The following is a 15009-nucleotide window of genomic DNA, read 5'->3' as shown; positions in this document are numbered from 1 at the left end:
GAAAATATCACGACGTCGGGAACATTCACTGCTGTCAGCGATGGCTCTTTGCAGACCGGTCATAAAGAGGGGACCATCCAATCCGGAGGTGATGTGACACTTGACGCCGAGGAGGATTTGACCCTGGACGGCAAGGTGAATGCAGCAGGCAAGACGGTGACGCTGAAAGCGGTAAACGGCAATATCACCCAGACCGACAAAGGCGCAATCACCACGGATAAGGTCACGACCGTCAATGGGAAATCCCTGCTTTTGGAAAATGAGGCTAATCAGTTCAACCGTATTACGGTGGACAGCGGCAGCAACAAAAATATTGCCGGAGATGTGCGCATCAAGGACAATTCCAACCTGCTGACTGTCAAAATTAATCAGAAGGCAGAAGGGGATATCTCTGTCCAAAATCTCCGCTCGTCTGGTTCTTTACGTAACGACGGAAATCTCACCGCCATGGGCAACATTGCCCTGGCTGCAAATGGCGACCTGACGCAAACGACGAATACGGTTATTACGGCAGGTAAGGATGTGAAGCTCATTTCCATCGCAGGTGACGTATCGATTCTCGGTGACATTTTTACTGGTGAGCAGAAGCCGGATATAGATGGTGATGATGGTAATCTGCAGAGAGAGTACAATGCCCTTATCATCCATGCTGGCGGTGCTGTTAAAGAAGCAGCAGGTGTGAGCATCGCAGCGCCAGTGGTGGATACTTACAGCGGAAAAGGAGTGTCTCTGGAAAGCGAAAACAACAGATTTGCCACACTCTGTATCAGTGGGGTGGAAGGCAGGAATGTAATTGATGGCAGCGTCAAAGCCGTGACCAATCATGCTGTGGATGCGGAAGACGAAAGTGATTTCACCGTGGGCATTGAAGCAGATATCCGGGGCGATGCTACATTTACCAATCTCCATGTAAAGGGAGATCTGGACCTTATGTTGTTGCATCGTGCTGCGGATGGTGGCGTAATCAACGTTGCTGGCGGAAATGGTGCTGAAGGCACGTTGACACTCAGGACAGGCAAAGATATAACCCTGCTGGGAGATGTCAAGGCGAATCATGATATTGTGCTGGAAAGCAGAACAGGAGAAGGCGGCTTCTATGGTCTGGGCAGAGGCATGACGGCAGGTCATGATGCCAATGTATCAGTCGGGAATGGTGTCTACTACATAGGCGAGATTCATGCAGGCAACGACCTGCACATCCAGGTGCAGAACCCTGTTTCCATGACAGATGAAAGCGGTATCTTCATTGGGGATCTGCCGGATGATTTTGATCCGGATCAGGATATAGATGTGGATTCCCTGACGATCAAACCAACCAAACTGGAGGCTGGTCATGAAGCCAGCTTTAGCGTGACGGGCGACGGAGAAATCGATCTGGAAGGTTTTGTCACTGTCGGCAGCGGAAATGTCACAGCCAATATCGCGGGCAAAGGTGATATTACCATTACCCGGTCTGTCCAGGCCCGGAATGCCGATATAGTGGTGGAGACCCAGGAGGGCAAAATCTATATTGGTACGGATAATGTGCGGGATGATGAGACCATCAAGGCGAAAAATAATGTCACCGTGGGAACTGGTCTGGGAACAATCTATATTCTGGGAAAGACCATCACACAAAACGGAGATATTCTCATGGAAGCCGGAAAGGATATTTATGCGGTAGGCGATGAAAATGGCAATTTCATCATAGCAGATGACGGTGCCTTGATTTCTGGTGGAGCGGTTGGCCTCTATGGATGCAATGGCGATATCTGCATCACAGATGATATTTCCGCGCAAAAGGGCATCACTGCCCGCATTCGTGAGCAGGGGAATATCTCTTTCGGCAGAGATGTATATGTCACGAATGATGTGAGCATGTACACGGACAAAGGCAACATCGAGGTGGGCCATTCTGTCACCTCAACCAAGGGGGCCGTCAATCTGGAAACCCAGCTCGGCGATATCCGCATCGGTCAGAATGTAGCGGCCGGGGATAACGTGATCATTTCCAGCCAGCAGGGCGATATCACTGTCGGTGATGCGACCCTTGGCGATAAAGGTAATGTAAAAGCCGGCAGGGATATCCAGATCTATACAGGCGGTGGCTATGTTGGAATCGTCAAGAGCGTAATTTCCCATAACGGGAGCGTAGCGATTGACAACGAAAAAGGAGATATCCGGATTGGCAATAATGGTCCGGCAATAAAGACTGTCGCAGCAAAAAAGGATGTGGAACTGCAGGCAAAAGACGGACAGATCCGTATTCAGGGCAAGACCTTCACCGAAATCGGAGATATCACGGTGATAGCAGGACAGGAAGCATATGATGCTGAAGTTGGAGCCAATAATATCGTTTTTGAAGAAGAAGGGGAACTAGAATCCGGAAAAAATGCTTATCTGATTGCTGAAAATGGCGATCTGCTGGTGACGGATGATGTAACGGCCAAAGATACGTTCTATGCATGGACGCAGGGCCAGGGTAACATCACCCTGGGCAAAGACCTGACGGTGCAGAACAATCTGATCATGAGCACTGAAAACGGCAATATCACCGTAGGCAAGACCGTAACCGCCTTGCAGGGCAATGTTGCTATGCAGGCAGGCGAGGGCGATGTGACGGTAGAAGCCGATGTTAAAGCCAGAGGGAATGTGACCATGGGCGCGGCAAGCGGCAGCATAAATGTCGGCAGCGATGTAACAGCAGGCAAAGCCGCAGATATGATAACCGGTGCCGGGGACATCGTCGTAGGCTATAACGGCAATGGCAATGTAAGAGCCAATCAGAATATCAATATCCAGACGGAGAATGGTGATGTCCAGATCCTTAAGACGGTGGTTTCCCATAATGGCAGCATAGATATTGGCAGCCAGAACGGCAATATCTGGATTGGCAGCAACGGGCCGGATGTGGAGACTGTCGCAGCCAGGAATGACATCAGCTTCAGTGCAAAAGAGGGTGTTATAAGGATTCAGGGCAAGACGGAGACGGCAACAGGCGACATTTTCGTAAGCGCTCTGAGCGAACAAGAAGACGAGAACATAGTCATTGAACAGGACGGCAGCTTGAATTCCGGCCGTGACCTAATGCTGGCAGCCTACAATGGAGATATCGAAGTTACGGGCAATACGACGGCCAAGCGCAATCTGACGGCAGATATTGCCAACGCGGGCAATATAACCTTTGGTGTTGATGTAAATGTAATCGGCGATATTGACATGCAGACGGCTGCAGGCGACATCATGGTCGGCAAAGATCTGACGGCCAGAGGAAAAGCCGGGCTGCAGACCGGTGCCGGGAACATTGTCGTAGGCTATAACGGTGAAGGCAATGTGAGAGCCAATAATGATGTTACGATCCGGAGCGGCGGCGATGGCGATATTCAGATCATCAAGACCGTGGTTTCCAACAATGGCAGCATAGACATTGCCAATCAGGCAGGCAATATCCAGATTGGCAATAACGGGCCGGATGTGAAAACTGTCATAGCAAAACAGGATGTAGCATTGCAGGCAGAAGAAGGCCAGATCCTTATCCAGGGTCAGACCTTCACCGAGAACGGCGATATTATGGTCACTGCCGGAAAGGCATTGTATGATGCTGAGGCCGGAGCCAATAATATCGTCTTTGCAGAAGCAGGAAAACTGGAATCCGGAAAAGATGCTTATCTGATTGCCGAAAATGGCGATCTGCTGGTGACGGACGATGTAACGGCTAAAGGCACATTCTATGCACAGACGGAAGGCTGGGGGAATATCACCCTTGGCAAAGACCTGACGGTGCAGAAGGATCTGTCCATAAGCACCGAAAAGGGCAATATTACCGTAGGCAGGACTGTAAATGCGCTGCAGGGCAATGTTGCCATGCAGGCAGGCGAAGGGAATGTGACGGTAGAAGCTGATGTCAAAGCCGGCGAGAATGTGACCATGAACACGGCAAGCGGCAGCATAAATGTCGGCGGCGATGTAACGGCAGGAAAAGCCGCAAATCTGCAGACGGATGCCGGGAATATAATCGTAGGCTATAATGGCAATGGCAATGTGAAAGCCAATGCTGACATTACGATTCAGACTGGCGGCCATGGTAATATCCAGATTGTCAAGACGGTGGTCTCCGATAACGGCAGCGTAGTCGTTGACAACCAGAATGGCAATATCCGGATTGGCAGCAACGGGCCGGATGTGAAGACCGTCGCCGCAAAGAATGATATTAAGCTCAGTGCCCAAGAGGGTGTGATAACGGTTCAGGGCAAGACGGAAACCGCCGCAGGCGATATTTTCGTAAAAGCCTGGAACGAACAGGAGAACAGGAACATTGTCATCGAGCAGGACGGCAAGCTGAGTTCCGGCCGCGACCTGAGGCTGGCAGTCTACAATGGAGATATCGAAGTTACGGATAGTACGACAGCTAAGCGCAATCTGCAGGCAGATGTTGCCAACAAGGGCAATATAACCTTTGGCACTGATGTAGACGTAACTGGTGATATCGTTATGCAGACGCAAGAAGGCGACATTACGGTCGGCAAGGATCTGACAGCAGGCGGAAAGGCCGAGCTGTTGACCGGTGCCGGAAATATAGTCGTAGGCTATAACGATGCAGGCAATGTAAAAGCCAATGCTGACATTACGATTCAGACTGGCGGCAACGGTGATATCCAGATTGTCAAGACGGTGGTCTCCGATAACGGCAGCGTAGTCGTTGACAACCAGAATGGCAATATCCGGATTGGCAGCAACGGGCCGGATGTGAAGACCGTCGCCGCAAAGAATGATATTAAGCTCAGTGCCCAAGAGGGTGTGATAACGGTTCAGGGCAAGACGGAAACCGCCGCAGGCGATATTTTCGTAAGCGCTCAGAACGAACAGGAGAACAGGAACATTGTCATCGAGCAGGACGGCAAGCTGAGTTCCGGCCGCGACCTGAGGCTGGCAGTCTACAATGGAGATATCGAAGTTACGGATAATACGACAGCCAAACGCAATCTGCAGGCTGATGTTGCCAACAAGGGCAATATAACCTTTGGCACAGACGTAGACGTAACTGGTGATATCGTTATGCAGACGCAAGAAGGCGACATTACGGTCGGCAAGGATCTGACAGCAGGCGGAAAGGCCGGGCTGCAGACCGGTGCCGGGAACATTGTCGTAGGCTATAACGGTGAAGGCAATGTGAGAGCCAATAATGATGTTACGATCCGGAGCGGCGGCGATGGCGATATTCAGATCATCAAGACCGTGGTTTCCAACAATGGCAGCATAGACATTGCCAATCAGGCAGGCAATATCCAGATTGGCAATAACGGGCCGGATGTGAAAACTGTCATAGCAAAACAGGATGTAGCATTGCAGGCAGAAGAAGGCCAGATCCTTATCCAGGGTCAGACCTTCACCGAGAACGGCGATATTATGGTCACTGCCGGAAAGGCATTGTATGATGCTGAGGCCGGAGCTAATAATATCGTCTTTGCAGAAGCAGGAAAACTGGAATCCGGAAAAGATGCTTATCTGATTGCCGAAAATGGTGATCTGCTGGTGACGGACGATGTAACGGCCAACGGTACGTTCTATGCACAGACGCAGGGCCAGGGCAACATCACTCTTGGCAAAGACCTGACGGTGCAGAAGGATCTGTCCATAAGCACCGAAAAGGGCAATATTACCGTAGGCAGGACTGTAAATGCGCTGCAGGGCAATGTTGCCATGCAGGCAGGCGAAGGGCATGTGACAGTAGAAGCTGATGTCAAAGCCGGCGAGAATGTGACCATGAGCACATCACGCGGCAGCATAAATGTCGGCAGCGATGTAACGGCAGGAAAAGCCGCAAATCTGCAGACTAGTGCCGGAAATATAGTCGTAGGCTATAACGATGCAGGCAATGTGAAAGCCAATGATGATATTACGATCCAGACTGGCGGCAACGGTGATATCCAGATTGTCAAGACGGTGGTCTCCGATAACGGCAGCGTAGTCGTTGACAACCAGAATGGCAATATCCGGATTGGCAGCAACGGGTCGGATGTAAAGACCGTCGCCGCAAAGAATGATATTAAGCTCAGTGCCCAAGAGGGTGTGATAACGGTTCAGGGCAAGACGGAAACCGCCGCAGGCGATATTTTCGTAAAAGCCTGGAATGAACAGGAAAATAAGAACATTGTCATCGAGCAGGACGGCAAGCTGAGTTCCGGCCGCGATCTGACGCTGGCAGTCTACAATGGAGATATCGAAGTTACGGATAGTACGACAGCTAAGCGCAATCTGCAGGCAGATGTTGCCAACAAGGGCAATATAACCTTTGGCACTGATGTAGACGTAACCGGTGATATCGCCATCCAGACGCATGAAGGCGACATTACGGTCGGCAAGGATTTGACAGCAGGCGGAAAGGCCGGGCTGCAGACCAGTGCCGGAAATATAGTCGTAGGCTATAACGATGCAGGCAATGTAAAAGCCAATGCTGACATTACGATTCAGACTGGCGGCAACGGTGATATCCAGATTGTCAAGACGGTGGTTTCCGATAACGGCAGTGTAGTCGTTGACAACCAGAATGGCAATATCCAGATTGGCAATAACGGGCCGGATGTGAAGACCGTCGCCGCAAAACAGGAAGTGAAGCTGCAGGCAAAAGAAGGCCAGATCCGTATCCAGGGCAAGACCTTCACGGAAAACGGCGATATCATGGTCAAGGCAGGAAAGGCAGCGTATAACGCTGAGGCCGGAGCCAATAATATCGTCTTTGAAGAAGCAGGAAAACTGGAATCCGGAAAAGATGCTTATCTGATTGCCGAAAATGGCGATCTGCTGGTGACGGACGATGTAACGGCCAACGGCACGTTCTATGCCCAGACGCAGGGCCAGGGCAACATCACTCTTGGCAAAGACCTGACGGTGCAGAAGGATCTGTCCATAAGCACCGAAAAGGGCAATATTACCGTAGGCAGGACTGTAAATGCGCTGCAGGGTAATGTTGCCATGCAGGCAGGCGAAGGGAATGTGACGGTAGACGCTGATGTCAAAGCCGGCGAGAATGTGACCATGAACACGGCAAGCGGCAGCATAAATGTCGGCAGCGATGTAACGGCAGGAAAAGCCGCAAATCTGCAGACGGATGCCGGGAACATAGTCGTAGGCTATAACGGCAATGGCAATGTGAAAGCCAATGATGATATTACGATCCAGACTGGCGGCAACGGTGATATCCAGATTGTCAAGACGGTGGTTTCCGATAACGGCAGCGTAAATATTGACAACCAGAATGGCAATATCCGGATTGGCAGCAACGGGCCGGATGTGAAGACCGTCGCCGCAAAGAATGATATTAAGTTCAGTGCCCAAGAGGGTGTGATAACGGTTCAGGGCAAGACGGAAACCGCCGCAGGCGATATTTTCGTAAAAGCCTGGAATGAACAGGAAAATAAGAACATTGTCATCGAGCAGGACGGCAAGCTGAGTTCCGGCCGCGACCTGACGCTGGCAGTCTACAATGGAGATATCGAAGTTACGGATAGTACGACAGCTAAGCGCAATCTGCAGGCAGATGTTGCCAACAAGGGCAATATAACCTTTGGCACAGACGTAGACGTAACTGGTGATATCGCTATGCAGACTCATGAAGGTGATATCCGTGTTGGCAAGGATCTGACAGCAGGCGGAAAGGCAGAACTGCAAACTGCTGCCGGAAATATAGTCGTAGGCTATAACGATGCAGGCAATGTGAAAGCCAATGATGATATTACGATCCAGACTGGCGGCAACGGTGATATCCAGATTGTCAAGACGGTGGTCTCCGATAACGGCAGCGTAGTCGTTGACAACCAGAATGGCAATATCCGGATTGGCAGCAACGGGCCGGATGTGAAGACCGTCGCCGCAAAGAATGATATTAAGTTCAGTGCCCAAGAGGGTGTGATAACGGTTCAGGGCAAGACGGAAACCGCCGCAGGCGATATTTTCGTAAAAGCCTGGAATGAACAGGAAAATAAGAACATTGTCATCGAGCAGGACGGCAAGCTGAGTTCCGGCCGCGACCTGACGCTGGCAGTCTACAATGGAGATATCGAAGTTACGGATAGTACGACAGCTAAGCGCAATCTGCAGGCAGATGTTGCCAACAAGGGCAATATAACCTTTGGCGCTGAGTTAACTGTAACCGGAGATATCGCTATGCAGACACATGAAGGTGATATTAAGGTCGGTAAGGATTTGACCGCAGGGAAAGCCGTAAAACTGCAGACTGGGGTCGGAAACATTGTCGTAGGCTATAACAGTGCAGGTAATGTAAAAGCCAATAATGACATTACGATTCAGAGTGGTGGTAACGGCGATATCCAGATTGTCAAGACGGTGGTTTCCGATAACGGCAGCGTAGCCATTGACAACCAGAATGGTAATATCCGGATCGGCAGCAACGGGGCGGATGTTAAGACTGTCGCCGCAAAACAGGAAGTGAAGCTGCAGGCAAAAGAAGGCCAGATCCGTATCCAGGGCAAGACCTTTACGGAAAACGGCGATATCATGGTCAAGGCAGGAAAGGCAGCGTATAACACTGAGGCCGGAGCCAATAATATTGTCTTTGAAGAAGAAGGAAAACTGGAATCCGGAAAAGATGCTTATCTGATTGCCGAAAATGGCGATCTGCTGGTGACGGACGATGTAACGGCTAAAGGCACATTCTATGCACAGACGGAAGGCTGGGGGAATATCACCCTTGGCAAAGACCTGACGGTGCAGAAGGATCTGTCCATAAGCACCGAAAAGGGCAATATTACCGTAGGCAGGACTGTAAATGCGCTGCAGGGCAATGTTGCCATGCAGGCAGGCGAAGGGAATGTGACGGTAGAAGCTGATGTCAAAGCCGGCGAGAATGTGACCATGAACACGGCAAGCGGCAGCATAAATGTCGGCGGCGATGTAACGGCAGGAAAAGCCGCAAATCTGCAGACGGATGCCGGGAATATAATCGTAGGCTATAATGGCAATGGCAATGTGAAAGCCAATGCTGACATTACGATTCAGACTGGCGGCCATGGTAATATCCAGATTGTCAAGACGGTGGTCTCCGATAACGGCAGCGTAGTCGTTGACAACCAGAATGGCAATATCCGGATTGGCAGCAACGGGCCGGATGTGAAGACCGTCGCCGCAAAGAATGATATTAAGCTCAGTGCCCAAGAGGGTGTGATAACGGTTCAGGGCAAGACGGAAACCGCCGCAGGCGATATTTTCGTAAAAGCCTGGAACGAACAGGAGAACAGGAACATTGTCATCGAGCAGGACGGCAAGCTGAGTTCCGGCCGCGACCTGAGGCTGGCAGTCTACAATGGAGATATCGAAGTTACGGATAGTACGACAGCTAAGCGCAATCTGCAGGCAGATGTTGCCAACAAGGGCAATATAACCTTTGGCACTGATGTAGACGTAACTGGTGATATCGTTATGCAGACGCAAGAAGGCGACATTACGGTCGGCAAGGATCTGACAGCAGGCGGAAAGGCCGAGCTGTTGACCGGTGCCGGAAATATAGTCGTAGGCTATAACGATGCAGGCAATGTAAAAGCCAATGCTGACATTACGATTCAGACTGGCGGCAACGGTGATATCCAGATTGTCAAGACGGTGGTCTCCGATAACGGCAGCGTAGTCGTTGACAACCAGAATGGCAATATCCGGATTGGCAGCAACGGGCCGGATGTGAAGACCGTCGCCGCAAAGAATGATATTAAGCTCAGTGCCCAAGAGGGTGTGATAACGGTTCAGGGCAAGACGGAAACCGCCGCAGGCGATATTTTCGTAAGCGCTCAGAACGAACAGGAGAACAGGAACATTGTCATCGAGCAGGACGGCAAGCTGAGTTCCGGCCGCGACCTGAGGCTGGCAGTCTACAATGGAGATATCGAAGTTACGGATAATACGACAGCCAAACGCAATCTGCAGGCAGATGTTGCCAACAAGGGCAATATAACCTTTGGCACTGATGTAGATGCAACTGGTGATATTGCAATCCAGACCCATGAAGGCGACATTCAGGTGGGCAAGGATCTGACCGTTGGCGGAAAGGCCGAGCTGTTGACCGGTGCGGGGAACATAGTCGTAGGCTATAACGGCAATGGCAATGTGAAAGCCAATGCTGACATTACGATTCAGACTGGCGGCCATGGTGATATCCAGATTGTCAAGACGGTGGTCTCCGATAACGGCAGTGTAAATATTGACAATCAGAATGGCAATATCCAGATTGGCAATAACGGGCCGGATGTGAAGACCGTCGCCGCAAAACAGGAAGTGAAGCTGCAGGCAAAAGAAGGCCAGATCCGTATCCAGGGCAAGACCTTTACGGAAAATGGCGATATCATGGTCAAGGCAGGAAAGGCAGCGTATAACACTGAGGCCGGAGCCAATAATATTGTCTTTGAAGAAGAAGGAAAACTGGAATCCGGAAAAGATGCTTATCTGATTGCCGAAAATGGCGATCTGCTGGTGACGGACGATGTAACGGCTAAAGGCACATTCTATGCCCAGACGGAAGGCCGGGGGAATATCACCCTTGGCAAGGACCTGACGGTGCAGAAGGATCTGTCCATAAGTACCGAAAAGGGCAATATTATCGTAGGCAGGACTGTAAATGCGCTGCAGGGCAATGTTGCCATGCAGGCAGGCGAAGGGCATGTGACAGTAGAAGCTGATGTCAAAGCCGGCGAGAATGTGACCATGAGCACATCACGCGGCAGCATAAATGTCGGCAGCGATGTAACGGCAGGAAAAGCCGCAAATCTGCAGACTAGTGCCGGAAATATAGTCGTAGGCTATAACGATGCAGGCAATGTGAAAGCCAATGATGATATTACGATCCAGACTGGCGGCAACGGTGATATCCAGATTGTCAAGACGGTGGTCTCCGATAACGGCAGCGTAGTCGTTGACAACCAGAATGGCAATATCCGGATTGGCAGCAACGGGCCGGATGTGAAGACCGTCGCCGCAAAGAATGATATTAAGCTCAGTGCCCAAGAGGGTGTGATAACGGTTCAGGGCAAGACGGAAACCGCCGCAGGCGATATTTTCGTAAAAGCCTGGAACGAACAGGAAAATAAGAACATTGTCATCGAGCAGGACGGCAAGCTGAGTTCCGGCCGCGATCTGACGCTGGCAGTCTACAATGGAGATATCGAAGTTACGGATAATACGACAGCCAAACGCAATCTGCAGGCAGATGTTGCCAACAAGGGCAATATAACCTTTGGCACTGATGTAGATGCAACTGGTGATATTGCAATCCAGATCCATGAAGGTGACATTCAGGTGGGCAAGGATCTGACCGTTGGCGGAAAGGCCGAGCTGTTGACCGGTGCGGGGAACATAGTCGTAGGCTATAACGGCAATGGCAATGTGAAAGCCAATGCTGACATTACGATTCAGACTGGCGGCCATGGTGATATCCAGATTGTCAAGACCGTGGTCTCCGATAACGGCAGCGTAGTCGTTGACAACCAGAATGGCAATATCCGGATTGGCAATAACGGTCCGGATGTGAAGACCGTCGCAGCAAAACAGGAAGTGAAGCTACAGGCAAAAGAAGGCCAGATCCGTATCCAGGGCAAGACCTTTACCGAAACCGGCGATATCATGGTCAAGTCTGGCAGGGTAGTGTATACTCCTGAGGGCGAAGCCAATAACATCGTCTTTGAAGAAGAAGGAAAATTGGAATCTGGAAAGGATGCTTATCTGATTGCCGAAAATGGCGATCTGCTGGTGACGGACGATGTAACGGCCAACGGCACGTTCTATGCCCAGACGCAGGGCCAGGGCAACATCACTCTTGGTAAAGACCTGACGGTGCAGAAGGATCTGTCCATAAGCACCGAAAAGGGCAATATTACCGTAGGCAGGACTGTAAATGCGCTGCAGGGCAATGTTGCCATGCAGGCAGGCGAAGGGCATGTGACAGTAGAAGCTGATGTCAAAGCCGGCGAGAATGTGACCATGAGCACATCACGCGGCAGCATAAATGTCGGCAGCGATGTAACGGCAGGGAAAGCCGCAAATCTGCAGATTAGTGTCGGGAACATAGTAGTAGGCTATAATGGCAATGGCAATGTGAAAGCCAATCAGAATATCAATATCCAGACGGAAAGTGGTGATGTCCAGATACTTAAGACAGTGGCTTCTAACAATGGCAGCATAGCCATTGAAAGCCAGGATGGCAATATCCAGATTGGCAGCAATGGTCCGGATGTGAAGACTGTCGCAGCAAAACAGGATGTGAAGCTGCAGGCAAAAGAAGGGAAAATCCGTATCCAGGGCATGATCTTCAACGAAAATGGCGATATCACGGTGAAGGCTGACAGGGCAGTGTATGCTCTTGTGGGCGAAGCTGATAACATCGTCTTTGCAGAAGAAGGAAAACTGGAATCCGGGAAAGATGCTTATCTGATTGCCGAAAATGGCGATCTGCTGGTGACGGACGATGTAACGGCACAGGGCACATTCTATGCACAGACGCAGGGCCGGGGGAATATCACCCTTGGCAAGGACCTGATGGTACAGAAGGATCTGTTCATGAGCACTGAAAAAGGTCATATCACCGTAGGCAGGACTGTAAATGCGCTGCAGGGCAATGTTGCCATGCAGGCAGGCGAAGGGAATGTGACGGTAGAAGCTGATGTCAAAGCCGGCGAGAATGTGACCATGAGCACGTCACGCGGCAGCATAAATGTCGGCAGCGATGTAACGGCAGGAAAAGCCGCAAATCTGCAGACCAGTGTCGGGAATATAGTCGTAGGCTATAACGGCAATGGCAATGTGAAAGCCAATGATGACATTACAATCCAGACTGATGGCCATGGTGATATCCAGATTGTCAAGACTGTGGCCTCCAATAACGGCAGCGTAACCGTTGACAACCAGAATGGCAATATCCGGATTGGCAATAATGGGCCGGATGTGAAGACCGTCGCCGCAAAACAAGATGTGAAGCTGCAGGCAAAAGAAGGCCAGATCCGTATCCAGGGCAAGACCTTCACGGAAAACGGCGATATCATGGTCAAAGCAGGAAAGACAGCGTATAATGCTGAGGCTGGAGCCAATAACATCGTCTTTGAAGAAGAAGGGAAATTGGCATCTGGGAAAGATGCTTATCTGATTGCCGAAAATGGTGACTTGGTCGTGACGGATGATGTAACGGCCAACGGCACGTTCTATGCGCAGACAGAAGGACAGGGGAACATCACTCTGGGTGAGAATCTGATTGTGAAGAACAATCTGGCCATGCGTACCGAAAATGGCAGCATCACCATAGAACATGATGTAACTTCCCAGCAGGGCAATGTGTCCATGCTGGTGGGCATTGGCAATATACAGGTAGGTGTCAATGGTTATGGCGGCGTGACGGCCGGCCAAGATATAGACATTGCCATCAATAGAGGCAATTTGGACATTGCGACTCTTTTGTCGTCTAAAGGAGGGAATCTGACTGTAAATATAGAAAATGGCAATATTCACATTGGCGACAATGGGCCGGATGTAGAAACAGTTACAGCAAAGAAGAATGCTGCTTTGGCAACAGGAACCGGCCGTATTGAAGTATTGGGCAAGACCGCTACTGCAAATGGTGATATTGCATTGAAAGCTGCCAGCAACGAATACGTTTCGGGAAGCAGAAACATCATCATTGCCCAGAATGGCCTGGTAGATTCCGGCCAGGATGTATATCTGACGGCCCGTAATGGTGACCTGTATGTAACCGATGCAATCAAAGCCCAGCGGGATCTGTATGCAGAGGTTCTGGGAAATGGCGGCTTGTACTTTGACAATGCTGTGAATGTAAAGGGCGGTGTCAAGGTGAAAACGGAGACCAGCCCCATTGTCATTGCAGGCAATGTAACAGGCAATTTCGTTGCTCTGAGCTCTGTGAACGGGGATATTTCCGTTAATGGTGACATCCGCTCGAACACGGATATCGAGGTGAACACAGATAGTGGCGAGCTTTCACTGAAGGATATCTTCGCCAATGGAAACGTGGACATCTATACCGGAAAAGGTGATGTTTCTACGGGGAATATTGAGGCCGGCGTTAATACCACCATCAATGTTGGTGCAGGGAACTTGCTGGCAGGGGATATTCGTTCAGGGGAAATCACCCATGTGTCCCTTACCAATGGCGATCTTTTCCTGAATCTGGCAGAAGGCAGAGCGGTGTGGCTGCAGATGGAAAACAATACCGAAGCATCCAGCGTCAACCAGATTCGGGCCAATGCCAGTGGCGGGACAGATCCTGATGTTGCCATGACAGGCAATTTCATTCAGATCGGTTCCATTGAGGCCAAGGAAGGGGCTTCTGTCTTCGAGATTTCGGCTATGGGCGCTGGCAATCAGAAGCTCATCAGCGGTAATTTCTATGTGGGAAGCCTCCGCTCTGGGAATGGTTCGCATATGACGAATCTCTGGGCTAACCGTGGATACATTCATGTGGACGAGGGCAGCCTCTCCCAGGATGATGTGTTGGCGGTGGATAAGATCCATCAGGAGAACACGCATACCACTTTGGCTGTTTATGGACGTACCCCTACCAGGGATGGAGAACAACTGGTCTATTGGAACAATCTGTCCAGGGCTTACAGTAAAGAACGCGCATTCCAGCTTTACCCGAACGGGCGCGTCAGGACACATAGCGCTATCCTTATCGATGCGGGCAGGTATTACGGCAAGCTCTATGGTGACAACCTCAGCGTAGTGGACATGATGCGCGAGCGGGTGACCAATACGCATGGACAGTTCACTTTTGACAGCATGTTGCTGACAGAACCGGGCAGATTATTGCAGGAAAAAGTGTTCTTTGACATGACCCCTGTTGAAGCTGCAATTCAGCAGCAAAGTGCAAGGGATGATGAGATGGTAGTGACTCGGTAAAGTATCTGAATTAAGACAGCAACTCTCCTGGAGTATGAACTTCAGGAGAGTTTTGCTGCAGGGTGATGGTAACAATGATAAGGTACAATTACGAAGGAGTAAAAATCATGGATTACATACATTAGT

At 50.5% G+C, this 15009-nt stretch carries 1 protein-coding gene (only partly in view); it reads left to right on the top strand.

The genetic code is table 11. From position 1 onward, the window contains the following. Positions 1-14883 carry the 3' portion of a leukotoxin LktA like protein gene (locus SELR_RS16675; protein ID WP_014431233.1) on the top strand. Its footprint begins 14688 nt before the window's first position, so 14883 of the gene's 29571 nt are visible here — the last part of the coding sequence; the start codon falls outside the window, past its left edge; the stop codon is at positions 14881-14883. Positions 14884-15009: the final 126 nt, after the last annotated feature.

It is taken from the genome of Selenomonas ruminantium subsp. lactilytica TAM6421 (assembly GCF_000284095.1).
In the GTDB taxonomy this organism is placed as follows: domain Bacteria; phylum Bacillota; class Negativicutes; order Selenomonadales; family Selenomonadaceae; genus Selenomonas_A; species Selenomonas_A lactilytica.
The sequence above is the reverse complement of the archived record's forward strand: the minus strand, read 5'-3'. Positions and strand labels throughout refer to the sequence as shown.